The organism is Herbiconiux sp. A18JL235, assembly GCF_040939305.1.
Classification (GTDB): Bacteria; Actinomycetota; Actinomycetes; order Actinomycetales; family Microbacteriaceae; genus Herbiconiux.
Window position 1 is genome coordinate 864,026 of record NZ_CP162511.1, and the last position, 22,805, is coordinate 886,830.

At 70.7% G+C, this 22,805-nt stretch carries 21 protein-coding genes; 18 read left to right on the forward strand and 3 right to left on the reverse strand.

All coding sequences use genetic code 11. The features are described from left to right. Positions 1 to 143 precede the first annotated feature (143 nt). The 15 genes from ABFY20_RS04010 (at position 144) to ABFY20_RS04080 (ending at position 15,844) form a co-directional block, all read left to right on the forward strand. Positions 144 to 1,739, forward strand: a complete 1,596-nt coding sequence (locus ABFY20_RS04010) for an ABC transporter substrate-binding protein (protein WP_368498653.1) — start codon at positions 144 to 146, stop codon at positions 1,737 to 1,739. Between the two features lie 100 nt (positions 1,740 to 1,839). Then, the gene (locus ABFY20_RS04015; protein ID WP_368498654.1) at positions 1,840 to 2,862 is read left to right on the forward strand and encodes an ABC transporter permease; all 1,023 of its coding nucleotides are present in this window, start codon (positions 1,840 to 1,842) and stop codon (positions 2,860 to 2,862) included. Continuing rightward, complete coding sequence (locus ABFY20_RS04020; RefSeq protein ID WP_368498655.1) at positions 2,859 to 3,764, forward strand: ABC transporter permease; 906 nt, start codon at positions 2,859 to 2,861, stop codon at positions 3,762 to 3,764. The genes ABFY20_RS04015 and ABFY20_RS04020 overlap by 4 nt, the downstream gene beginning before the upstream one ends. Next, on the forward strand, positions 3,761 to 4,597 hold the full coding sequence (locus tag ABFY20_RS04025; RefSeq protein ID WP_368498656.1) for an ABC transporter ATP-binding protein: 837 nt from the start codon (positions 3,761 to 3,763) through the stop codon (positions 4,595 to 4,597). Before ABFY20_RS04020 ends, ABFY20_RS04025 begins: the two co-directional genes overlap by 4 nt. Beyond that, positions 4,594 to 5,418 carry an ABC transporter ATP-binding protein gene (locus ABFY20_RS04030; protein WP_368498657.1) on the forward strand — a complete coding sequence of 275 codons (825 nt, stop codon included), beginning with the start codon at positions 4,594 to 4,596 and terminating at the stop codon, positions 5,416 to 5,418. The genes ABFY20_RS04025 and ABFY20_RS04030 overlap by 4 nt, the downstream gene beginning before the upstream one ends. Continuing rightward, positions 5,415 to 6,659: an amidohydrolase family protein gene (locus ABFY20_RS04035; RefSeq protein WP_368498658.1), complete on the forward strand. Its 1,245-nt coding sequence runs from the start codon at positions 5,415 to 5,417 to the stop codon at positions 6,657 to 6,659. The genes ABFY20_RS04030 and ABFY20_RS04035 overlap by 4 nt, the downstream gene beginning before the upstream one ends. Next, positions 6,656 to 8,386 (forward strand): DUF885 domain-containing protein, encoded by a 1,731-nt coding sequence (locus tag ABFY20_RS04040; RefSeq protein ID WP_368498659.1) that lies wholly within the window; start codon positions 6,656 to 6,658, stop codon positions 8,384 to 8,386. The genes ABFY20_RS04035 and ABFY20_RS04040 overlap by 4 nt, the downstream gene beginning before the upstream one ends. Further along, a complete protein-coding gene (locus ABFY20_RS04045) occupies positions 8,383 to 8,790 on the forward strand; it encodes a nuclear transport factor 2 family protein (RefSeq protein ID WP_368498660.1) in 408 nt (135 codons plus the stop codon). The genes ABFY20_RS04040 and ABFY20_RS04045 overlap by 4 nt, the downstream gene beginning before the upstream one ends. Positions 8,791 to 8,806: 16 nt before the next feature. Then, positions 8,807 to 9,736, forward strand: a complete 930-nt coding sequence (locus tag ABFY20_RS04050) for a dihydrodipicolinate synthase family protein (RefSeq protein ID WP_368498661.1) — start codon at positions 8,807 to 8,809, stop codon at positions 9,734 to 9,736. Beyond that, positions 9,733 to 10,935, forward strand: a complete 1,203-nt coding sequence (locus ABFY20_RS04055; RefSeq protein ID WP_368498662.1) for an NAD(P)/FAD-dependent oxidoreductase — start codon at positions 9,733 to 9,735, stop codon at positions 10,933 to 10,935. Before ABFY20_RS04050 ends, ABFY20_RS04055 begins: the two co-directional genes overlap by 4 nt. Then, the gene (locus ABFY20_RS04060) at positions 10,928 to 11,239 is read left to right on the forward strand and encodes a (2Fe-2S)-binding protein (RefSeq protein WP_368498663.1); all 312 of its coding nucleotides are present in this window, start codon (positions 10,928 to 10,930) and stop codon (positions 11,237 to 11,239) included. Before ABFY20_RS04055 ends, ABFY20_RS04060 begins: the two co-directional genes overlap by 8 nt. After that, complete coding sequence (locus ABFY20_RS04065) at positions 11,236 to 12,726, forward strand: NAD(P)/FAD-dependent oxidoreductase (RefSeq protein ID WP_368498664.1); 1,491 nt, start codon at positions 11,236 to 11,238, stop codon at positions 12,724 to 12,726. The genes ABFY20_RS04060 and ABFY20_RS04065 overlap by 4 nt, the downstream gene beginning before the upstream one ends. After that, positions 12,723 to 13,100: a VOC family protein gene (locus tag ABFY20_RS04070; protein ID WP_368498665.1), complete on the forward strand. Its 378-nt coding sequence runs from the start codon at positions 12,723 to 12,725 to the stop codon at positions 13,098 to 13,100. Before ABFY20_RS04065 ends, ABFY20_RS04070 begins: the two co-directional genes overlap by 4 nt. Positions 13,101 to 13,295: 195 nt before the next feature. Then, entirely contained in the window at positions 13,296 to 14,663 is a 1,368-nt protein-coding gene (locus tag ABFY20_RS04075; RefSeq protein ID WP_368498666.1) for a cystathionine beta-synthase, read from the forward strand. A 20-nt stretch (positions 14,664 to 14,683) separates the two neighbouring features. Continuing rightward, positions 14,684 to 15,844: a cystathionine gamma-synthase gene (locus tag ABFY20_RS04080; RefSeq protein ID WP_368498667.1), complete on the forward strand. Its 1,161-nt coding sequence runs from the start codon at positions 14,684 to 14,686 to the stop codon at positions 15,842 to 15,844. A gap of 58 nt (positions 15,845 to 15,902) precedes the next feature. Here the strand turns inward: ABFY20_RS04080 and ABFY20_RS04085 are convergent, their stop codons facing one another. From ABFY20_RS04085 to ABFY20_RS04095, 3 genes are all read right to left on the reverse strand, one after another. Next, complete coding sequence (locus ABFY20_RS04085) at positions 15,903 to 17,645, reverse strand: M1 family metallopeptidase (protein WP_368498668.1); 1,743 nt, start codon at positions 17,643 to 17,645, stop codon at positions 15,903 to 15,905. 101 nt (positions 17,646 to 17,746) lie between these two features. Continuing rightward, entirely contained in the window at positions 17,747 to 19,351 is a 1,605-nt protein-coding gene (locus tag ABFY20_RS04090) for a M1 family metallopeptidase (protein ID WP_368498669.1), read from the reverse strand. Then, positions 19,348 to 20,337 (reverse strand): DMT family transporter, encoded by a 990-nt coding sequence (locus ABFY20_RS04095; protein WP_368498670.1) that lies wholly within the window; start codon positions 20,335 to 20,337, stop codon positions 19,348 to 19,350. The genes ABFY20_RS04090 and ABFY20_RS04095 overlap by 4 nt, the downstream gene beginning before the upstream one ends. Before the next feature lie 40 nt (positions 20,338 to 20,377). Here ABFY20_RS04095 and ABFY20_RS04100 point away from each other — a divergent pair, with 40 nt between their 5' ends. The 3 genes from ABFY20_RS04100 (at position 20,378) to nrdH (ending at position 22,805) form a co-directional block, all read left to right on the forward strand. Further along, a complete protein-coding gene (locus ABFY20_RS04100) occupies positions 20,378 to 20,878 on the forward strand; it encodes a MarR family winged helix-turn-helix transcriptional regulator (RefSeq protein ID WP_368498671.1) in 501 nt (166 codons plus the stop codon). A 78-nt stretch (positions 20,879 to 20,956) separates the two neighbouring features. Further along, positions 20,957 to 22,255 (forward strand): APC family permease, encoded by a 1,299-nt coding sequence (locus ABFY20_RS04105; protein WP_368498672.1) that lies wholly within the window; start codon positions 20,957 to 20,959, stop codon positions 22,253 to 22,255. 310 nt (positions 22,256 to 22,565) lie between these two features. Continuing rightward, positions 22,566 to 22,805, forward strand: coding sequence for a glutaredoxin-like protein NrdH (nrdH, locus tag ABFY20_RS04110; protein ID WP_171705925.1), 240 nt, complete (start codon positions 22,566 to 22,568; stop codon positions 22,803 to 22,805).

Here is a 22,805-nt window from a genome sequence, read left to right on the forward strand (position 1 = left end):
GAAATCTGATGGAATCCATTAAATCAGATTGAAACAGTTCTAATCACATTGAACTCTTTTGAAGCCACCTGCACCCGCAGTCCGGAGCACAGCTGCCCTGGAACTCTACTGCGTCCATTCCGACCCCTGAGAAGGACTCGACGATGACCTCTTTCCGCACGGCGACACTCGCTCTGCCCATCGGCGCCCTCTCCATCGCTCTGGCGATGGCGGGCTGCGCCGGTGGTTCTTCCAACCAGGGTTCGAACTCCACCCTGACCGTCGACACCTCGTTCGTCGTGAAGACGCTCGACCCCGGGATGGTCTACGAGCAGACCGGCAACACGGCGGTGCACGCGGTCTACGACACCCTGGTCACGTTCACCGGTTCCGACGTGACGACGCTGCAGCCGAGCCTGGCCTCGGCCTGGGAGCAGTCGGCCGACGGCACCACCTGGACCTTCACCATGAACGGCGATGCGGTCTTCTCCGACGGCAGCCCAGTGACGGCCGAGGATGCGGTGTTCAGCCTCAACCGGCTGAAGAACCTGCAGGGTTCCTCGTCACAGACCGTCGAAGGTCTCACCTTCGCCGCCGAGGGCGAGGACACCGTCGTCGTGACGAGCCCCACCCCCGACCCCAACATCCCCACCATCCTGGCGATGCCCGCGGCGAGCGTGATCAACTCCGAGGCGGCCAAGGAGATGGGCGCCTCGGATTCCGCCACCGCGGCCGCCGATGACACCGTCGGCACCCAGCTCGACACCATGAGCCTCGGCAGCGGCCCTTACGTCATCAAGAGTTATGACCCGACCTCGAAGATCGTGCTCGAGGCCAACCCCGAGTACTGGGGCGAGGCGCCCGCCTACGGCAGGGTCGTGATCCAGAACGTCGACGTTCAGAACCAGAAGCTGACCATCTCCAAGGCGACGTCCAACGAGATCGCCCTCGACCTTTCCGGGCCGCAGGCCGCCGAGCTGTCCGACGACCTTAACGTCTCGGGTGTCGCCGACACCTCCTACTTCCTCAGCCTCAACCAGGATCCCGCGGTGTCTCCGGTGACGAGCAACCCCGCCTTCGTGAAGGCGCTGCGGATGACCGTCGACGGTGAGAGCCTTGCCGAGATCTTCGGCGAAGGAGCCACCCCCGCCTCCGGTCTCGTGCCGCCCGCGTTCGGCGGGGCCCTGCCCGAGTCCGACGCCCCGGTGCAGGACATCGACGGCGCGAAGGCGCTGCTGGCAGAGGCCGGGCTCACCGGAGCGAAAGCGGCGCTGGTCTACCCCGCCATCACCTACCGTGGCGTCGACCTCGGAACCATCGTCACGAAGGTGCAGCAGGATGCCGCGGAGGCGGGAATCGAGCTCGAGCTGACCCCCCAGCCGATCAACGTCTTCCTGCAGTCGCAGTCCGAGGGCAAGAACGAGATCAACTTCTCGCCGAACAGCCTGAACTACCCCGCCTCCGACTCGCTCGTGAACAACATGGCCCCCGGTGCCTCGACCTCGCTCCGCTCCGGCTGGACGGTGGAGCGCGCCGATCCCTCGGCTGTGAGCGCCAGCGAGGCCGTCACGGCGGAGCTGACCCCCGAGGGTCGCAACGAGGCCATGCTGCAGTGGCAGACGGTGATGAACGAGGTCTCTCCGTTCATCCCGCTCGCCAACAACGCGGGCATCGTAGTGGCCACGAGCGACCTCGACGGCGCCGTGTACACCCCGGCGGGCTGGACCGTCGACCTCGCGGCCGTCACCAGCGCGAAGTAGCCGCCTGCCGGAGCGCCCCCGCAACCGCGGGGTGCGCTCCGGCGGTCACGTCCCCGGCGGCACGCTCGCACCGCCCTGCCCGATCGATGAAGACGGAACCATGTCCCCTGTCGTGAAACTGCTCGCCAAGCGGCTGCTCAGCGCCGTGATCCTGCTCTGGGGCGTCACGGTCGTCACCTTCCTGCTGGTGAACGTGGTGCCCGGAGACGCGGCCGCCGCGAACCTGTCGCAGCAGGCCTACGACGACCCGGAGATCCGTGCCGCCTACCGGGCCAAGTGGGGGCTCGACCAGCCGATCTGGGTGCAGTACGGGCGCTACCTCGGCAACATCCTGCAGGGCGATCTCGGCGTCTCTCAGCAGACCCACCGGCCCGTCACCGCCGACCTGCAGCAGTACGTGCCGGCCACCTTGGAGATCGCGATCCCCGCCATGCTGCTCGCCGTGGTCGTGGCGGTGGCACTCGGCATGCTCTCGGCGATGCGCAAGAACCGGCCCACCGACACGGGCATCCGTGCCGTCGCCCTGGTGGGCCTGTCGACTCCGCCGTTCTGGCTCGCCCTGGTCGCGCTCTACGTGTTCTTCTACCTGCTGGGCTGGGTGCCCAACGGAGGCCGGCTGAGCAACTTCTACGATGCGCCGCCCACCGTGACGGGGATGTACACGGTCGACGCCGTGCTCGCCGGGCAGTGGGACGTCTGGGCCGACGCGGTGTGGCACCTGCTGCTGCCCGTCGGCATCCTCACCGCTCTCACCGTCTCGGGCCTGGTGCGGTTCGTGCGCTCGGCCATGATCGAGGTGCTCGATGCCGAGTACATCCGCGCGGCAGTGGCCAAGGGACTGCCCGGGCGGCTGATCACCTGGCGGCACGTCTTCCGCGCGGGGCTGCTGCCGGTGCTCACGGTCTCGGGGCTGATGTTCGCGTCGCTGCTCGGCGGTGCGGTGCTGGTGGAGCAGATCATCTCCTGGCCCGGCCTCGGCCAGTACGCCTACAAGAGCGCGATCTCGCTCGATCTCTCCTCGATCCTCGGCGTGACGCTGTTCATCGCGGTGGTCTACACCATCATCAACCTCGTCGTCGACCTGATGTACAGCGTCATCGACCCCAGGATCGGAGCGAAATGACCATCCTGTCCCCGGACCGGGTCGCCGTCTCGCGGCTCGGCAGATTCGGTCGGCGCACCGGCCGTGACGGTCTGGCGCGCACGCGCACCTTCTGGCGGCCGCTGACGATCTTCTCCGTGGCGATCATCGTGCTCTGGTGCATCCTGGCGATCTTCGCGCCGTGGATCGCGCCCTACGACCCGCTGAAGACCGTCGGCGGCAACCTCACCGCGCCCAGCGCCGAGCACTGGATGGGCACCGACGACCTCGGCCGCGACATGCTGAGCCGTCTGATCTGGGGCTCGCGCCTGTCGTTGCCGCTCGCCGTGGCGATCGTCGCCTGCTCGCTCACGGTCGGCGGCATCGTCGGCCTCGCCGCCGGCTACTTCGGCCGGGCTGTCGACAACGTGGCGATGCGCCTCGCCGATCTGGTGCTGGCGTTCCCGCAGATCATCCTCGCCATGGCGGTGGCTGCGGCCTTCGGCCCGAGCGTCGGCAACGCCGTGCTCGCCCTCGTCATCGTGTCCTGGCCGCTCTACGCCAGGATCATCCGCAGCTCGGTGCTGAGCGTGCGTCAGCAGGAGTACGTCGTCTCCGGCAGGTTGCTCGGCTCCGGCACGCTTCGGTCGATGGTGAAGGACGTCATCCCGAACAGCGCCGGACCGGCTCTGGTGATGTCGACGATCGAGCTCGGGAACGCGATCCTCATGCTCGCTGCGCTCTCCTTCCTCGGCCTCGGGCCGCGACCGCCGGCGGCGGAGTGGGGGGCGATGATCGCGCTGGGGTCGCAGAACCTCACCAATTGGTGGGTGAGCCTGTTCCCGGGCCTGGCCATCCTCACCATCGTGATGGCCTTCAACCTGCTGGGCGACGCCCTGCAAGACCACCTCGACCCGCGATCCCGCACGGGGAGGAGCCGATGAGCACGCAGACCACTGCCCCCCTGCTCAGCATCGAGGGGCTCTCGGTGACCATGCCCACCCCGGCCGGTCTCACCGAGCTCGTGCGTGACACCGACATCGTGATCGGCGACGGCGAGATCGTGGGTCTGGCGGGCGAGAGCGGTTCGGGCAAGACCATGACCGCCTCGGCCGTGATGGGCATCCTGCCCCCCGGTGCGCGCGCGACCGGTCGCATCATGTTCGAAGGACGCAATCTCCTGGAACTGCGACGCAAGGAGCTCGACGCGGTGCGCGGGAACCGCATCGCGATCGTCTTCCAGGACCCGACGGCGGCGCTCCACCCCCTGCTCAGGATCGGCACCCAGATCACCGAGCACCTCATCGCGCACACCGGTGTCTCGAAGAAGCAGGCCGACGCCCGGGCCGTCGAGCTGCTCGAACTGGTGCGCATCACCGACCCGAAGAGCGCCGTCAAGGCGTACCCGCACCAGTTCTCCGGCGGCATGCGTCAGCGCGCGGCCATCGCCATCGCCCTCGCCTGCGAGCCCCGGGTGCTGATCGCGGACGAACCGACCACGGCACTCGACGTGACCGTGCAGGCGGGCATCCTGCGGCTGTTCGACCGGCTCGCCCGCGAGACCGGGGTCTCGATGCTGTTCATCACCCACGACCTCGGCGTGATGAGCTCGATCGCCGACCGCACCTACGTGTTCAAGGACGGCTCGGTGGTGGAGTCGGGTGTGACCTCGCTCATCCTCAACGATCCCCAGCACGAGTACACCAGGGCCCTCATCGACGCACGAGCGCAGTCGCTGGCGCCGAAGGCCGGCGAGCAGGCGGGAGGCGCCAGGTGAACATCCTCGAACTGAACGACATCGTCGTCACGCATCGCCGGAGCGGAGCGCCGCCGGTGCGTGCCGTGCGCGGCGTCTCACTCGCGGTGGAGCCTGGCCGCATCGTCGGTCTGGTGGGCGAGTCGGGCTGCGGCAAGTCGTCGCTGGCCAGGGTCGCCTGCGGCATCGAAGCGCCCACCTCGGGCACGGTGCAGTTCGAGGGCAGGAGCCTCGAACCGCTCAGGATGCGCCGGCGACCGCTCGCCGACCGTCGCCTGCAGATGGTGTTCCAGAACCCCTATTCCTCGCTGAGTCCTCGCCGCACCGTCGGCAGCCAGCTGCTCGACGGTCTCGCGGAGCCCGCAGCCCGCGGCGGACGCGCCGCCGAGGTGTCGAGACTGCTCGAGCTGGTGGGGTTGGACGCTTCGGCCGCCACGCGGTACCCGGCCCAGTTCTCGGGCGGCCAGCGTCAGCGCCTCGCCATCGCCCGAGCCCTTGCCGCCCGGCCCAGCCTGGTCGTCGCCGACGAGCCGGTGACCGCGCTCGACGCGTTCTCCTCGGCCCAGATCGTGCGCCTGCTCCAATCGCTCGTGGCCGAGCTCGGCATGGGGATGCTCTTCATCTCGCACGACCTCTCGCTCGTGCGGGCCATCGCCGACGAGACCGCGGTGATGTACGCGGGCGAGATCGTCGAGCGCGGGCCGAGCGAGCAGCTCTGGCAGAACCCTCAGCATCCCTACACCCGCACCCTCATCGCGGCGATCCCCGAGATCGGTCCCGCCAAGAAGCTCCCCGGCCTCGACGAGGACTTCCCCCTACCCACGAACGGAGTCCCCGCATGATGATCGACATCGCGCCAGGCACCGCCACGCTGATCACCGGCGCCCGCGTGTTCACCGCCGCCGACGCCGAGGGGCTCGTCGACGCTGCCGTGCTGATCGGCGTCGACGGGCGGATCGTGAGCGTCGGCCCCGAGCAACGGGTTCGCGAGGAGGCCGGCGACGGCGAGCTCCGCGAGATCGAGCTTGACGGCCGCGTGCTGAGCCCCGGCCTGATCAACATGCACGTGCACCTCGGGCTCGCCCTGCCCGGGTCGGCCGGCGCCGAGATCGCGGGCAAGTCCGACCCCGACCTCCTCCTGGTGATGGCCGACGGCGCCAAGCGCACCCTGCACGCCGGCATCACGACCACGCGGCTGGTGGGTGAGAGCCGTTACCTCGACTTCGCCCTGCGACGGGGCATCGACGCCGGCATCGTGCCGGGCCCGCGCATCTTCACCGCCGGTCACGCACTGTGCTGCACGGGCGGTCACGGCTGGGAGTCGGATGCGCTGGAGGGCGACGGTGCCGATGAGCTGCGGCGGCTCGCCCGCCTGCAGATCCGGCACGGCGCCGATCTGATCAAGGTCTGCATCTCCGGTGGCATCGCCGGCGAGCACGAGCAGATCGACACCCCGCAGCTGACCGACGACGAGATGGCCTCGATCATCCAGGTGGCGCACGACTGGGGACGCAAGGTCACCGCGCACGTCGGTCCCTCCGACGCGCTCCGGCGTGCGATCGAGCTCGGCCTGGACTGCGTGGAGCACGGCTACCAGCTCACCACCGAGGTGACGGCCCTGATGGCCGACCGCGGGGTCTGGTACGTGCCCACCATCACGGTCAGCCGGTGCGAGGAGTTCTTCGACGCGCAGGGCGTGCCCGAGTGGATGAAGTCCCGAGCCCTCGGTGCGGGACCGCGTCACTGGGAGAGCCTGCAGAACGCGATCGCCAGCGGCGTGCAGATCGCGATGGGCACCGACATGCCGCCCGCCGCCGCGTTCGACGGCACCACCGCCACCGTGCGCGAGATGGAGTTCATGGTGGAGGCGGGCATGACGCCGCTCGCGGTGATGCGCTCGGCCACGGCTCGCGCCGCCGACCTGCTCGGGACGGACACCCTCGGACGCATCGAGCCCGGCGCGCACGCCGACCTCATCGCCACCCCGGAGGACCCGACGACGGACATCTCGGCGCTGCGCGGCCTCGACTGGGTGATGAAGGGCGGCGTCGTGGTGCGCGACGATCGCAAGGCGACGGCATGAGCACCTCGTCCACCCGGCGGATCGCCGACGACTACACCGCCGCCCTGGCCGCCCATGAGCCGGCCGCGGCGCAGGCGCTCGGGCAGCACGCCGCAGGCCGGCTCCCCGACTACAGCCCGGAGTGGGCTGTCGAGCGGCGCCGGCTCGCCGAGCGCGTCGCCGTCGACCTGGCCGGCGCACCCGGGGCAACCGGCGCGTCCGGCGCACCCGCGCCATCCGGTGCGTCCGAAGACCCCGACCTCGCCCTCCGCGCTGCCCTCGGCGAACGGATGCGCAGTGAGGCCGAGCTCTTCGACACCGGTTTCAGCGCACGGTTGCTGGCGCCCCTCGCCTCGCCGGTGCACGAGATCAGGGAGAGCTTCGACGACGTCACCGTGACCGACGACGAGGCGGGCGACGACGTGATCGAACGACTCGTCGCCGTGCCGGCGGCGCTCGCCGACCTGCGACGACGGCTCGACTGGGCGCGCGCCGCCGGTGAGGAGGGCCGGTTCAGCGGCACCGGCGTCGCAGCGGCCCGCCAAGTGCGGGCGGTGGCCGGTCAAGTGCGCTCCTGGATCGACCCCACGGGCACCGACTACTTCTCCCGGATCGCCCGCGGCGGGCTCGCCTCCTCGAGGGAGACCCGGTTGGAGCGGGCGGGCACCGACGCCGGCCTGGCGTTCGCCGAGTTCGCGTCGTACCTCGACGGCGAGCTGCTCGCGGGCGCCCCCGAGGAGGATGCCGTGGGCGAGCAGGTCTACGCCCAGACCGCCCGGAGCTTCCTCGGCACCCCGATCGACCTCGACGACATCTACGACTTCGGCTGGGCCGAGCTCGACCGTCTGGTGGCGCAGTCGCGACGTCTCGCCGCGCAGGTGCTCGGGGTCGCCGGTGAGGCAGACGTCGAGACCGCGTCCCGTGCGCTGTTCGCCGACGAGCGCTACCGCGTCGCGGGACGCGACAACATCGTCGGCTGGCTGCGCGACCGGTTCGAGTGGACGCTCGAGCGGGTGCAGGGAGCGTTCGACCTGCCCGGCGACGTGCGCGAGGTCGACATCGTGGTGCCCACCGCCGCCACGGGAGTCGTCTACTACACACCGGGCGCGCCCGACGGCAGCACCACCGGGAAGATCGTCTGGACGGTGCCGGAGGGGGAGGACTCCATCAGCACCTGGCACGAGGTGACGAGCTTCCACCACGAAGGGGTGCCCGGCCACCACCTCGAGCACACCACCAACCGCGCCAACTCCGGGCTGCACCCATGGCAGCGCTACCTCTGCGAGATCCACGGCTACGCCGAGGGCTGGGCGCACTACTCCGAACAGCTCTCCGCCGAGCTGGGCCTCCTGCGCGACCCGGCCGAGGAGCTGGGAGCCGTGCTGGGGCAGGTCTGGCGCGCGGTCAGGATCGTGGCCGACATCGGCCTGCACACCGGCCGGCCGGTGCGTCCCAACGCGCTGGGAGCAGAAGGGCCCTGGACCCCGGAGCTCGCCCGCCGCTTCCTGGTGGAGCTCGCTCTCGTCGACCCGCGTACCGCGGGCTTCGAGGTGGACCGCTACCTCGGCTGGCCGGGGCAGGCACTCGCCTTCAAGGTCGGCGCCAAGCTGTGGCTCGACGCCCGGGCCGACGCCGAGGCCCGCGGGATCCCGGCCTCTCACTTCCACCGCAGCGCGCTCGGCCTCGGGCCGATGGGTCTCGGCCCGCTCCGCGAGCTGCTCTCGACCTCAGCCCCGGAGCCACGATGACCCACGACAGCACCCTGCGCGACTTCGTGCTCGACCTCTACAGCGACCTCGGCGACCGCGCCGCGTTCGACCGGCGGCTGCATCCCGACGTCACCGTCTGGGAGACCCCCCGGGCCGATCTGATGCGCGGCATCGCCGAACTCGACGAGCTGCGCGGGCCCGCCAGGGCGCCGGGCGAGCGCCGTGACCCCCTGCCCGACGTGCGCCCGGTGCAGATCGTGACCGACCGCTACGACGACACCGGGCTCATCCGCTACGTGCTCGAGGTGAGGGACCCGTCCGGCGGCGAGCTGCTCGAGCTCGTGCGGGTGACGGATGTGCTGCGTCGCGACGGTACGGGGTGGCGGATCGTGCACCATCACGCCCAAGATCTCGCACTGCCCGCGCCCCGGCCGAGCGCCTGACCGAAAGGAACGACAGATGGACAGGAACAGCGTCGACTGGCACGGGTACATCCCGGCCATCACCACCCCGTTCGACCGGGAAGGGGCCTTCGACACCGCGGCATTCGAGGGGCAGATGGGCTGGCTCTCCGAGGAGGGGATGCACGGGGTGATCCTCGCCGGCACCTCGGGCGAATGGTTCAGCCTCTCGGCGGCCGAGCGCGCCGAGCTCTTCCGCCGCGGCGCCGAGTTCGGCGCGGGCATGCGGGTGCTGGGCGGCTGCAACGCCTTCACCGCCGCCGAGGCGATCCAGCACGCCCGCGAGGCGGAGAACGCCGGGCTCGACGGCATCCTGCTCACGCCGCCGCCGTATCTCGTGCCCTCGCGCGCCGAGGTGGTTCAGTTCTACCGCGACGTCGCTGACGGCACCGGCCTGCCGATCTGCGTCTACAACTGGCCGCGCGGCTGCGTGGTCGATCTCGACGCCGAGACGCTGGGCGAGCTCGCCGAGATCGACAACGTGGTGGCGATCAAGAACTCCACGGGCGATTTCCGCGGCTTCCTCGCCGGGCTCTACGCGCTCGGCGACCGGGTGCGCTACTTCGGCGTGCCCACCAGTGAGCTCGGTGCCGACCTGGTGCAGCTCGGTCGCGGCGACGGCCTGATGGGCTCCGGCGCGCCGCTCGGCCGCGACCACCCCGACTTCTGGAACGCTCTCGAGGCCGGCGACCGCGACCGGGCGATCGAGCTCGGCGCGCGCGACCGTGTGGTGATGCTCGACTGGTTCGGCGCCGACTACGGTGCCCGCTTCGGCAACCAGCAGGCGATCATGAAGACGGCGCTCCGGCTCCGCGGCGTGCCGGCGGGCTTCGTGCGCCGCCCCTTGCTCGAGCTCGACGACGAGCAGGTGGCGATCGTGCGCGGAACGCTCGAGGGGCTCGGCATCCCGACCGTCCCACTCTCGTGACCGCGAGGTACGACAGCGTCGTCGTGGGCGGAGGCCTCCTGGGCGCCGCGTTGGCGTGGATGCTGGCGAGCCAGGGTGCCAGCGTGCTGCTTCTGGAGCGCGATCAGCTCAATCAGCACGCCTCGGGACAGAACGCCGGCAGCCTGCACTTCCAGCTGGAGTACCGGATGGTGGAGAACGGTTGGGAGTCGGCGCGCACGGCGGCCGAGGCGATGCCGCTGCATCTGGCCGCGGCCGAGGAGTGGCGGTCGCTCGGCGATGAGCTCGGCGAGTCGCTCGGCGTGCGTCAGCCCGGCGGCTTCATGCTGGCCGAGACGGCCGAGCAGGTCGAGGTACTGCAGCGCAAGACCGAGCTGGAACGGCAATGGGGTCTGGAGGTGGTGCTGCTCGACGGCGACGAGGCACGGGCGCGCGCTCCCTACCTCTCCGACCGGGTGCTCGCGGCGGCGTTCTGCCCCATCGAGGGCAAGGCGGACACCCGCATCGCGGGCCCCGCACTGGTGAGGGGAGCAGTGCGGCGTGGTGCCGAGGTTCTCACCCGGCACGAGGTGGTCGGCCTGAGCCGCGCGGGCGAGGGCTGGCACGTGCAGGCGGTCGACCGGTCGGCGCCGGGCGCACCCGCCGAGGTGCGGTTCGAGGCGCGCACGGTGATGCTGGCCGCGGGCGTCTGGACCACGCGCCTCGGCCGCCTGCTCGATGTCGAGCTGCCCACGATCCCGTTGGGTCTGATGATGAGCGTGACTGCGGCGACGGAGCCCTTCATCCCGCACCTCGTGCAGCATGCCGGAGCGAAGCTCTCGCTCAAGCAGGCCGGGAACGGCACGGTGCTGATCGGCGGCGGCTGGCCGGCAACGCTGACCACGACGGCCGACGGTTCCCCCGACGTGGATGCGCGGCCCGCGCTCGTGCGCTCGTCGCTGATCGGCAACGCGCGCGCCGCTATCGGGGTCGTTCCCCGCACCGCGGCCCTCCCGGTGCTGCGCTCGTGGGTGGGCGCCACCACCGTCACCCCGGACCAGCTTCCTCTGGTCGGCGAAGTGCCCGGCCGACCCGGCGTCTTCGTCGCCACGGGTGGATCGGCCTTCACCCTCGGACCGAGCTTCGCCCGCTCTTTGATCGCTCTCGCCGACGGCCGTGCCCCGGCGATCGACCTCACACCCTACGACCCGCAGCGCTTCGGAGGTCTGCTCCATGTCTGACGATTCGACCCAGACCCCTCAGGCGGGGGCTGACACCGGCCGGCTCCCCGGGGACCGGGGAGAACCCCTCACCATCCTCATCGACGACGTTCCGGTCGGATGCTTCGCAGGCGAGACCGTCGCCGTGGCGCTCTTGGCCGACGGAGTGCGTGAGTTCTCACGGCGCGGCGGGGAGCCCAGGATGCCGCTGTGCAACATGGGCACGTGCTTCGAGTGCGGCGTCGTCATCGACGGGGTGCCCCTCGTGCGCTCCTGCCTCACCGTGGTGGCCGACGGCATGACCGTCAGGACGAGCCGCTCATGACGATCAGGCACGACCTCGTGATCGTGGGCGCTGGCCCCGCCGGGCTGGCGGCGGCGCTCGCCGCCGCGGAAGCGGGCGCCGACGTGCTCGTCGTCGACGAGCAGCGAGCCCCGGGCGGACAGATCTTCCGCCGCACACCGCCCGAGTTCGGATCCCCCTCCCGCCTGCCTGCGGGATACCCGTGGGCCGAAGAGCTGCTGACGCGCGCCAGGGCCGATCCGCGCATCCGGTGGAGCCTCGGCACGACTGTTTTCGGCTTGCTGCGCCCCCTCGCGACCGAGCCCGGCGATGACGGCGCCGGAGACTTCGAGGTGTACCTGAACGGCGGGCCCTCCTCGGGCACCGTGCTGGCGCGGCGGGTGCTGATCGCGACCGGCGCCTACGACATGCCCGTGGCCGTGCCCGGCTGGACCCTGCCGGGCGTCATGATGGCCGGCGCCGTGCAGGGGCTCCTCAAGTCGCAGCGGTTGCGCGTCGCCGATCGGGTGGTGCTGGCCGGGTCCCACCCGCTGCTGGTGATCGTGGCCGCTCAGCTGGTGGCGTCGGGTGCGACGGTGACCGAGCTCGCCCTCGCGCGCTCGCTGCCTACCCTGGGGGAGCTCGTGCGGGCGCTTCCCGCGGTGCCCGGCCACGTCGGACTGCTGCTCGAACTCGCCCTCTGTCTGCTGCGACTGAAGCGCGCCGGCGTGCGCATCTCGCTCGGTACCGTGCCGCTCGCCATCGAGGGCGACGACAGGGTGCGGGCGGTGCGGTTGGTCGAGGCCGACGCGCGCTGGCGCCCGCGAGGGCCAGAACGCACGGTGGAGACGGATCAGGTGGTGTTCGGCTACGGCTTCCAGCCCTCCGCCGAGCTCGCCCGTCAGGCGGGGTGCCTCATGCGTTGGGACTCAGCCGGGGGCGGCTGGGTCGTACGCGCCGACGAACGGCTGGCCACGAGTGTGGCGGGCATCTTCGCCGCCGGTGAGCCCACCGGGGTCTCGGGCGCCGAGAAGGCGCGCGCCCAGGGGGCGTTGGCCGGGCTCGAGATCGCGCTCGACCTCGGCCTGGCCGTCGACCCGCGGGCCCTGCCGAGGGCCCGCCGCGCGGTGAAGCGGGCCGAGCGCTTCGCGGCCGTGGTGCGGCGGATGTTCGCGCCTCGTCGCGCCGACCTCGCCGACCTCGCCACCGACTCCACCGAGGTCTGCCGGTGCGAGGCGGTGACGAGGGGAGAGGTCGACCAGTTCCTCCACGCGAACCCCCACGTCTCCTCGGTGAACCCGGTCAAACTCGCCTGCCGCACCGGGATGGGTCCGTGCCAGGGGCGCTACTGCGAGACGACGATCGGCCAGCTGGTGGCGAAGGCACGCCGGATGCCCGTCGAGGAGACCGGCGCGTTCACCGCGCATCTGCCTGTCAAACCGGTGCCGCTCAGCGCCTACGCTGCCCTCGACGACGACCCCACGCTGCCGCTGCGGGCGGAGGAACCCGGGGGTAGCTTGGGCGCATGATCGGAAAACTTGACGCCATCGCGCTCGACTGCCCCGACCCCAGGGCGCTCGCCGCCTTCTACGGCGAGATCCTCGGGCTCTCCATCGCCGAAGACTCCGAGGACGAGTGGGTCGAGCTCACCGGCCCCGGCTCGGTCGACGGCGACCGCCCCGTGCTCGCCTTCCAGAAGGTGGAGGACTACCGCGCGCCGGAGTGGCCAGGCCAGCTCGTCCCTCAGCAGTTCCACCTCGACATCAGGGTCGAAGGCCTCGACGAGGGTGAGAAGGCCGTGCTGGCGCTCGGCGCCACGGCGACCGGCGAGCACTACGCGACCTGGCGGGTCTACCTCGACCCGGTCGGGCATCCGTTCTGCCTGGTCAGCTCGAACGGCTGACGCCAGGGCGGGCGGCGTGAGCCCAGCACGCTGAGCTACACTGGAGGGGTGTTCGTGAATCCCACCTGTTGTCGTCGCTGAGCGACGACCCTTCCTGACAGACCGGATCGTCACCCGCCCCCAGCCGCCGCTCTCGCTGCGTGCCGCATCCGTCCACGGATGCGATCGGTGCGAGACACATCCAAGGACACCCACATGAAGTACGCCAACAGCGTCATCGACCTCGTCGGCAACACGCCCCTCGTCAAGCTCAACTCGGTCACCGAGGGCATCGCCGCAACGGTGCTCGTGAAGGTCGAGTACCTCAACCCGGGCGGCTCGTCGAAAGACCGCATCGCCACCCGCATCATCGACGCCGCCGAGCGTGAGGGGCTGCTGAAGCCCGGGGGCACCATCGTCGAGCCCACCTCGGGCAACACCGGCGTCGGCCTCGCGCTGGTGGCGCAGCAGCGCGGCTACCGCTGCGTGTTCGTGCTCCCCGACAAGGTGGGTGAGGACAAGCGCAACGTGCTCACCGCCTACGGCGCCGAGATCGTCGTGACCCCCACCGCCGTCGCGCCCGAAGACCCCGACTCCTACTACTCGGTCTCCGACCGACTGGTGCGCGAGATCCCCGGCGCCTTCAAGCCCAACCAGTACGCCAACCAGAACGGGCCGCTCAGCCACTACGAGACCACCGGCCCCGAGATCTGGCGCGACACCGAGGGCGAGGTCACGCACTTCGTGGCCGGCGTCGGCACGGGCGGCACCATCAGCGGAACGGGCCGGTACCTGAAAGAGGTCTCCGACGGCCGCGTCACCATCATCGGCGCCGACCCGGAGGGCTCGGTCTACTCCGGTGGCACCGGCCGCCCCTACCTCGTCGAGGGCGTGGGCGAAGACTTCTGGCCCACCGCCTACGACGGCTCGGTGGTCGACGACATCATCGCCGCGAGCGACGCCGAGTCGTTCGAGATGACCCGTCGACTGGCCCGCGAGGAGGGGCTGCTGGTGGGTGGCTCGAGCGGCCTCGCCGTCGTCGCCGCCCTCAAGGCCGCCCGCGAGCTGCCCGCCGACGCCGTCGTCGTGGTGCTCCTGCCCGACGGCGGCCGCGGCTACCTCGGCAAGATCTTCAACGAGAAATGGATGCGCAGCTACGGTTTCGCCGACCGGAGCGAGGGCTCGACGGTGCGCGACCTGCTCGCCGGCAAGGGCGACGGCCTCCCGGACCTGGTGCACACGCATCCGAGCGAGACCGTTCACGACGCCATCGAGATCATGAGCATCTACGGGGTCTCGCAGATGCCCGTGCTCTCGGCCGAACCGCCCGTCGTGATGGGCGAGGTCGTCGGGTCGCTCGACGAGCAGACACTGCTCGACAAGGTGTTCACCGGGGAGGCGGCGATGACCGACAAGGTCGGCGACTTCGTCGGCCCCGCCCTGCCCCTCATCGGCATCAACGAGTCGGTCGCCTCGGCCCGTCAAGCGCTCGCCGCGACGCCCGCACTGCTCGTCTCCGACGACGGCAAGCCCGTCACCGTGATCACCCGTCAAGACCTCCTCACCTTCCTCAGCGAAGCCTGACCAGCGAAAGGCACCGCACCATGGCGATCCAGCAGAACGAGAACTTCGAGACCCGCGCCATCCACGCCGGGCAGCAGTTCGACCCCACCACGGGCGCGATCATCCCGCCCGTCTACCTCACCTCCACCTTCGTCCAAGACGGCATCGGCGGGTTCCGCGGCGGCTACGAGTACGCGCGCGGCGGCAACCCCACCCGCACCTCGCTCGAGACCCTGCTCGCCTCGCTCGAGGGCGCCAAGCACGGCCTCTCCTTCGCCTCGGGCCTCGCCGCCGAAGACGCGCTGCTGCGCGCGGTGCTCGAGCCCGGCGACCGCATCGTGCTCGGCAACGACGCCTACGGCGGAACGCACCGGCTGATCGACCGCATCCACGGCAAGTGGGGCGTCGAGAACGTCGCCGTCGAGATGAGCGACCTCTCCGCCGTCTCGAAGGCGGTCGCCGCCGGCCGCACGAAGATGCTCTGGCTCGAGACCCCGTCGAACCCGCTCATGAAGATCAGCGACATCGCCGAGCTCGCCGAGATCGGCCACGCCGCGGGCGCGATCGTCGTGGTCGACAACACCTTCGCCTCGCCGTACTTGCAGCAGCCGCTCGCGCTCGGCGCCGATGTCGTGGTGCACTCCACGACGAAGTACCTCGGTGGGCATTCAGACGTACTGGGCGGCGCCGTCGTGCTGAACGACGACGTGCTCGAAGAGAAGGTGCGCTTCCTGCAGTTCGCCTCGGGCGGGGTCTCGGGGCCGATGGATGCGTGGCTCACCACGCGGGGCATCAAGACGTTGGCGGTGCGCATGGACCGCCATTCGGCCAACGCCCAGGCCATCGCCGAGCACCTCGTCGGTCACCCCGCGCTCGACGCCGTCTACTACCCCGGCCTCCCCACGCATCCGGGGCACGAGCTGGCGAAGCGGCAGATGCGCTCCTTCGGCGGCATGATCTCGCTGGCGCTCAAAGCCGGCCCCAAGGCGGCACGCAAGTTCGCCGAGTCGACCAAGGTGTTCCAGCTCGCGGAGTCGCTCGGGGGTGTGGAGTCGCTCATCGGCTACCCCTCCGAGATGACCCACGCGTCGGTGAAGGGTACGCCTCTCGAGGTTCCCGAGAACGTCATCCGGCTCTCGGTGGGCATCGAGTCGGTCGACGACCTGATCGCCGATCTCGACCGGGCGCTGCCCCGGCGCTAGCCCGCGTGCCGCGGCATCGGGTGCTGTCGCATCCGGTGCCGCGGCAGACGCGCGCCCGTCACACGGCGGGTTTGGTGTCGGAGTGGATCCATGCGTCGAAGAGCGCCGAGAGGTCGTCGCCCGAGAGCGATTCGGCATACGAGACGAACTCGGCGGTCGACCCGGACCCTCCGGCGTGACCCGCAGCCCAGCCCTGGAGGATGGCGAAGAAGTCGTCGTCGCCCACGGCGGTGCGGAGCGCCTGCAGCGTCATGGCCCCGCGCACGTAGACGGGTGCGTCGAATATGCCGGATGCTCCGGGGTCGGCGATCTCCGTCGTCCAGAAGTCGTCGGGTGCCGAGGCGTAGGCCTGGTCGAAGCTCTGCTGCGGGGTCGGGCCGCCGGTGTGCTCGGCCCACAGCCACTCGGCGTAGGTGGCGAAGCCCTCGTTCAGCCAGATGTCGCTCCACCGGTGCATCGAGACGTCGTCTCCGTACCACTGGTGGGCGAGCTCGTGCACGACCACGGAGGCATCGGCGTCGGCAGGGAACGACCAGCTCGGGTAGATGGGCCTGGTCTGGTTTTCGAGGGCATACGGCAGGGGCTGCCCGGGCGAGAGGTCGGCGATGGCGATGCCGCCCGCCTCGCTGAACGGATAGGGCCCGAACGACTGCTCGAGGACGTCGATGACCTCGGGCTCGGTGGCGAAGATCTTCGCCGCCACGTCGCCGACGGTCGTGCCGCCGCCGTCGGCCTCGACGGTGTAGAGGGAGGGGTCGATGGCGTCGTAGAACGTGATGCCGTCGACCGTGGAGGTGGTGATGTCGTAGTCGCCGACCGTCGCTGTGGCGAGGTAGGTGGCCATGGGCTTCGCCATCTCCCAGGTGAAGCTGGTGCGACCGGCTGAGGTCGATTCGCCCGCGAGGCGGCCGTTGCCCACCACGGTGAGCCCCTCGGGCACCGACATGGTCGTGGTGAAGGTGGCCTTGTCGGACGGGTGGTCGTTCGACGGGAACCAGGTCGCCGCCACGCGGGGCTGACCCACGATCACGGCGCCGTCGGTCGAGCGGAACACCCCGGCCGGGCCGAAGGCGTCGTCGATGGTGATCGGCACGCCGCGGTAGACGACCGTCGTCGAGATCGTGCTCCCGCTCGGGATGCCCGACGCGGGGGTGACGGTGAGCTCGGTGCGGGGCGGCGTGGCGTCGCCGTCGGTCGACCCGGGGAGCTGGGGCTGGCCGGTGACGATGCTGATCTGGGTGCTCGCGAGGCTCCACCCCGCTGTGGCCCCGTCGACCGTGACCGAGTCGATGGCGATGGCGTCGCTGCCGTCGACGGTGCGGGTGTCGAAGTCGAGGTTGAAGGAGGAGAGGTTCTCGGTGGCGACCGCCTCGATGGTGGCGGAGCCGGAGAGCACCCCGGTGGCGGGCTCGTAGGAGAGGTCGAGGTCGTAGTGCTCGACGTCGTACCCGCCGTTGCCGTCGAGCGGGTAGTAGGGATCGCCGATGCCGGCGGCGCCCGCGACGAAGTCGACGGGAGCCGGGGTGGGCGTGGGTGTCGGCTCGGGGGTCGGCAGCGGCGACGGCGACGTCGTCGGCGGGCACGGTGCAGCGGCGCTCGCCGACTGCGGCGCGAACCCTCCACCGCCGATCACGAGGGCTGCCACGAGCAGCGGCAGCGTCGCCAGCGCGATCGCGCCGCGCCGCCGGTGGCGACGCACCAGGAGCCAGGCGGCCCCGCCGCCGACGGCTGCTAGTGCCAAGGCGAGGAGGACCAGGGGGAAGGGGCCCGAGCCCGTTGCCGCCAATTCGCAGGAGTTCATGGATGCTCGCCGATCGTGTCGAGGGAACGGTGCTCAGGAAGCCCCCAGCATAGGGGCACAGCAGGGCCGGGGAACAGCCCGGGGTGATGGGCGGTCAGGCCTCAGGTGGACGTGGGCTTCGAGCCGGTGTAGAGCCAGGTGTCGAAGAAGTCGCCGAGGTCGCTCCCCGAGGCCTTCTCGACGTGGGCGATGAAGTCGTCGGTCGAGACGGTGCCGTAAGCGTTCTCGGCGGCCCACGACTTCACGGCGGAGAAGAAGACCTCGTCGCCGAGCTTCAGCCGCAGGGCGTGCAGGGTCATGGCGCCCCGGTTGTAGACCGCTTCGTCGAAGACGTGCGCGGGTCCCGGGTCGCCGATCTCGAGGCCCCAGAACGGGTCGCTCGCCGGCTGGTCGTCGAGGAAGTCGAAGATCTGCTGGGCGGTCTGGCCGCCCTGGTCTTCCGACCACAGCCACTCGGCGTAGGTCGCGAAGCTCTCGTTCAGCCAGATGTCGCTCCATGCGGCGATCGACACGCTGTCGCCGAACCACTGGTGGGCGAGCTCGTGCACCACGGTCGACAGGCCCTCGGGCCCCTCGAACACCCACGGCCCGTAGATGGGGCGGGTCTGGTTCTCGAGCGCGTAGTCGAGGTCGTCGACGTTGACGGCGATGCCGCCCGACTCGGTGAACGGGTAGGGTCCGAAGCGCGAGGCGAGGAACGCGGTGATCTCGGGCCCACGGGCGAAGGCTTGATCGGCCAGGTCGCCGTAGCTCTGCCCGGTCGCCTCCACGGCCTGCTCGTCGAAGAGGCCGCTGCCGACGGCGTTCCAGTAGTCGATGCCGTCCTGCGACAGCGTCGAGACGGCGAAGTCGCCGACCGTGGCGGTGGCGAGGTAGGTGGCCATCGGCTCGTCCATCACCCACTCCCAGTCGGTGCGGCCGTCTGCGGTGACGGCACCTGCCAGCCGCCCGTTCGAGATGGCCTGCAGACCCTCGGGAACCGACATCCGGATGCGGAAGGTCGCCTTGTCGGCGGGATGGTCGTTGGCCGGGAACCAGGTCGCCGCCACGCGCGGCTGGCCCACGATGACGGCGCCGTCGGCGGTGCGGATGACCCCGCCGTAGCCGAAGGTGTCGTCGATGGTGGCGGGCACGCCGCCGTACTCGACGGCCACCGTGAAGTCGGTGCCCTCGTCGATGCCCGCCGCGGGCGTGACGATGAGCTCGGTGCGCCCGGGATCGGCCAGCCCGTCTCCTTCAGCACCTGCCGCACCGTCTTCGTCGCTCCCGTCGGCGGCCCCGGGCTCGTCGCCTTCCGGCTCATCGACCGGTTGCCCCGTGGCGGCACTGATGTCGAAGCTCTCGGTGGTGAAGTCTGCGTCGACGTCGTCGACGGTGACCCTGGTGACCATGAGCCCGTCGAGGTCGAGGTCGAAGCGCGACAGGTCTTGGGTGGCGGTGGCGCTGATGACGGCGCGGCCCGCGAGCTCACCCGTCTCGGGCTCGTAGGCGAGCTCGAGGTCGTAGTGCCCCACGTCGTAGCCGCCGTTGCCGTCGAGCGGGTAGTAGGGGTCTCCGATACCCGCGGCCCCGGGCTGGTAGCGGCTCTCGGGTGTGCCGGTCGGAGACGGGGTGGGGTCGGGGGTCATGCCCGTGCAGCCGGCGAGTAGGGCCACGAGCGCGACCGCGCCCACCGTCGCCGCGCCGAAAGTGCTGCGTCGCTTCACGTCTCTCCTCTGCCTGGGGTTCTGGCGACTCTATCGGAGCCCGCCGACGCCCGGCCCGCCGACGCCCGCGCCGCCGAGGCCCGCATCCGACCGGGCATCCGCCCCGGCCTCACGCGCACCCTGCCGGCGAGCACGCCGAGCAGCACCAGCGCCGTGCCCACCGCCTCCGCCGGCCCGAAGGCCTCGCCGGCGATCACGGTGCCGAGCACCACACCGGTCACGGGGTTGAGCAGGCCGATCACACCGACGGTTCCTGCGCGCAGATGCTTCAGACCGGTGAACCAGGCGACGAAGGCGAGCGCGGTCGCCACGAGCGAGACGTAGGCGAAGCCGGCGATCGCCGGCGCGTCGAGGGCGGGCGGAGGGCCTTCGACGACGATGGCGGCCGGCACGACGGCGAGACCGCCGCCGACGAGCTGCCACGAGGTGAGGGACAGGGTGCGGACGCCCGCCGACCACTTCTTCGTGAGCACGAAGCCGATCGAGGAGAGCAGCATCGCGCCCAGGGAGGCGAGCACTCCGAGTCCCGAGACCTCGCCACCCGGAGTGCCCCGATCGCCGCCCCCCGCTCCCGCTCCCGCGGTGAGCATGAGCACGACGCCGGCCGACCCGACCAGCATCCCGATCACCGGCACCAGCTGCGGGCGCTCGCCGAGCAGCGGCCAGGCGATGAGCATCAGCACTCCTGCCGAGGTGGCCATGAGGGTGGCGGCGAGGCTCGTCGGCAGCAGCTGCGAGACGACGTAGATCAGCACGAAGAACGCCCCCACGTTGAGCACTCCCAGCACGGCCGACCTCCACCACCACGAACCGCGCGGCAGCTCTCGTGCGAGTGCGACCAGGAGCAGCCCGGCCGGGAGCGCCCTCAGCACGGCGCCCCACAGGGGCGAGTCGACGGGGAGGAGCTGGCGCGTCACGAAGTAGTTCGAGCCCCAGGCGATGGGCGCGATCGCCGTGACGAGGATCCAGCGCCAGGTAGCTTCCATGGAAGCCACTATAGCTTCCGTGGAAGCTAAGATGAGGACCATGACGGAATTCGACGACAGGGTGGGCCGCATCCAGGCCGCCTGGCGACGCGAGCGCCCCGACCTCGACGTCTCGCCCCAGGGGGTGATCGGCCGGCTGCACCGTCTCGCCGCCCACCTGACCGCCGAGCTCGAGGTGGTCTACGCCCGCCACGGCCTGAGTGAGGGCGAGTTCGACGTGCTCGCCACGCTGCGCCGCGCGGGGGATCCGTTCGAGCTCGCGCCGAGTGAGCTCGCCGACCAGACGATGGTGACGACGGGGGGCATGACCAAGCGTCTCGACCGGCTCGGGGCGCGCGGTCTGCTCAGCCGCCGCGCCGCGGGTGGCGACGGCCGCCGCCGTGTCGTGGCGCTCACGCCGGAGGGCGTCGAGGTGATCGATGCCGCCTTCGCCGACCACATGGAGAACGGGCGTCGCCTGCTCGACCAGCTCGGCGCATCCGATGCCCGTGATCTCGAGGAGTTGCTCGCGCGGTGGCTCGCGCATCACGAAGGGGACTAGCCGCAGGCTGGCTGTAATTCGACGGATGCTGGCATTTCTGCCATCGCCGCCGTCGCATCGGGCCGCGAGTATGAAGGAGTGAGCACCGAGACCGACCAGAGCCCCACCCAACCCTCGATCGACTCCGGCACCGTCGGGTGGGCGCAGGGCGCCGCGCTCTACGTCGCGGCGGTGCTCGGCACGGGCATCCTCGTGCTGCCGGCGCTCGCCGCCCAGGTGGCGGGGCCGGGATCGATCCTCGCGGTGCTGGCGCTCATCGTGCTGTCGGTACCGCTCGCGGGAACCTTCGCGGCTCTCGCGGCGCGGCATCCGGATGCCGGCGGGGTCGCCACCTTCGTGCGTCTGGCACTCGGGCCGACGGCAGCGCGCATGGCCGGGTACTGGTTCTTCTTCGGGGTCTGCGTCGGGTCGCCGGTGGTCGCGCTCCTCGGTGCCGAATACCTCGTCGCCGTGCTCGGTGCCGAGCGCTGGGTGGCCTTCGTGGTCGCTCCCGCGCTGATCGCGCTGCCCCTGGCCTCGAACCTGTTCGGACTGCGCTTCTCGGGGCGGGCGCAGCTCGCGCTCTCGGGGCTGCTGGTCGCCGTGGTGGTGGGAGTGGTCGTGGTCGCGGCGCCGGCGGGTGCCGCCGCGAACGTCGAGCCCTTCCTCCCGCACGGCTGGGCAGGTGTCGGAGCGGCGATCAGCCTCTTCGTCTGGGCCTTCGCCGGCTGGGAGGCCGTGACCCATATCGCCGGGGAGTTCCGGCGCCCGCGCACGACCATCCCGCTGGCCACGGCGATCGCCATCGTGGTGGTGGGTGCGTGCTACCTCGGCCTCCAACTGGTGACCGTCGCGGTGCTGGGCGACGCAGCCGGGTCATCCCCGGTTCCCCTGCTCGATCTCGTCGACGCCACGGCGCCCTCGTGGGGTCGCGTCGCCGTCGCCTCCGTGGCCGGCATCGTCGCGGTGGGGGTGCTGAACGCCTATCTGGGCGCCTTCGCCAAGCTGGGTGCCTCGCTCGGGCGCGACGGTGACCTGCCCTCGGCGCTCGGCCGGGGGGCCGAGGCGGGAGGGGTGCCGCGGCGGGCGCTCGCGGTGGTCGCGCTGCTGGCGGCCGGCTACTACACGGCGATGGTGCTGACGGGAGGGGAACTGACGCCGTTCATCCTCATCCACACCTCCTGCATGGTGGCGGTGTACGCCCTCGGGGTGGTGGCGGCGCTGCGCATCCTGCCGCGGTTCGGGGCCGGGTGGTGGTGCGCCGCAGTGTCGGTGCTGCTCGTGGGCGGGCTGGTCGTGCTCGCCGGAGGGAATCTGCTGGTGCCGGCCCTGCTCGCCGTGGCGGCCCTCGCCGTGTCACTCGTTCGGGCGACTCACGCGACACGCCGGGCGCGCTGAATGTCGGTGGTCGAATTTATCCTCAGGGGAGATCAGGCCCACTCTCCACAGGCCGAGCGAGAAAGGCGAGAACAGGCCGATCTGCTTGTGGAGATCCCTGCGCAGAAAGCTGTTCACAGCTGTGGAGGGCCTGTGGATAATTACACAGGTGTAACACTTCATCTAGGGGTGCTCGCTCTGGCTGACAACTAGATGTAGTATTGAACTCCCGGCGACGAGAGCCCGCTGCGAAGCGGGAAATGGGTTCCGAACCGGGCAGAAACCTCATTTTCATCAGTCCTTTTTTCTCCTCGAGAAAGGTGCAACTCCTATGGCAATCACGGTCTACACGAAGCCCTCCTGCGTTCAGTGCACTGCCACCTACCGCGCCCTCGAGAACAAGGGTCTCGAGTTCGAGATCTTCGACCTCTCGGTCGACGAGAAGGCGCTCGAGACGGTCAAGGAGCTCGGCTACCTGCAGGCCCCCGTCGTCATGACCTCCGAGGGCGACCACTGGTCGGGCTTCCGTCCCGACAAGATCGCCGAGCTCGCCAGCCGCGCCTCCGCCTGA

Coding starts and splice junctions, on each gene's coding strand:
- ABFY20_RS04010 (WP_368498653.1), top strand. CDS start 144: ATGACCTCTTTCCGCACGGCGACACTCGCTCTGCCCATCGGCGCCCTC.
- ABFY20_RS04015 (WP_368498654.1), top strand. CDS start 1,840: ATGTCCCCTGTCGTGAAACTGCTCGCCAAGCGGCTGCTCAGCGCCGTG.
- ABFY20_RS04020 (WP_368498655.1), top strand. CDS start 2,859: ATGACCATCCTGTCCCCGGACCGGGTCGCCGTCTCGCGGCTCGGCAGA.
- ABFY20_RS04025 (WP_368498656.1), top strand. CDS start 3,761: ATGAGCACGCAGACCACTGCCCCCCTGCTCAGCATCGAGGGGCTCTCG.
- ABFY20_RS04035 (WP_368498658.1), top strand. CDS start 5,415: ATGATGATCGACATCGCGCCAGGCACCGCCACGCTGATCACCGGCGCC.
- ABFY20_RS04040 (WP_368498659.1), top strand. CDS start 6,656: ATGAGCACCTCGTCCACCCGGCGGATCGCCGACGACTACACCGCCGCC.
- ABFY20_RS04045 (WP_368498660.1), top strand. CDS start 8,383: ATGACCCACGACAGCACCCTGCGCGACTTCGTGCTCGACCTCTACAGC.
- ABFY20_RS04050 (WP_368498661.1), top strand. CDS start 8,807: ATGGACAGGAACAGCGTCGACTGGCACGGGTACATCCCGGCCATCACC.
- ABFY20_RS04060 (WP_368498663.1), top strand. CDS start 10,928: ATGTCTGACGATTCGACCCAGACCCCTCAGGCGGGGGCTGACACCGGC.
- ABFY20_RS04065 (WP_368498664.1), top strand. CDS start 11,236: ATGACGATCAGGCACGACCTCGTGATCGTGGGCGCTGGCCCCGCCGGG.
- ABFY20_RS04070 (WP_368498665.1), top strand. CDS start 12,723: ATGATCGGAAAACTTGACGCCATCGCGCTCGACTGCCCCGACCCCAGG.
- ABFY20_RS04075 (WP_368498666.1), top strand. CDS start 13,296: ATGAAGTACGCCAACAGCGTCATCGACCTCGTCGGCAACACGCCCCTC.
- ABFY20_RS04080 (WP_368498667.1), top strand. CDS start 14,684: ATGGCGATCCAGCAGAACGAGAACTTCGAGACCCGCGCCATCCACGCC.
- ABFY20_RS04085 (WP_368498668.1), bottom strand. CDS start 17,645: ATGAACTCCTGCGAATTGGCGGCAACGGGCTCGGGCCCCTTCCCCCTG.
- ABFY20_RS04095 (WP_368498670.1), bottom strand. CDS start 20,337: ATGGAAGCTACCTGGCGCTGGATCCTCGTCACGGCGATCGCGCCCATC.
- ABFY20_RS04100 (WP_368498671.1), top strand. CDS start 20,378: ATGACGGAATTCGACGACAGGGTGGGCCGCATCCAGGCCGCCTGGCGA.
- nrdH (WP_171705925.1), top strand. CDS start 22,566: ATGGCAATCACGGTCTACACGAAGCCCTCCTGCGTTCAGTGCACTGCC.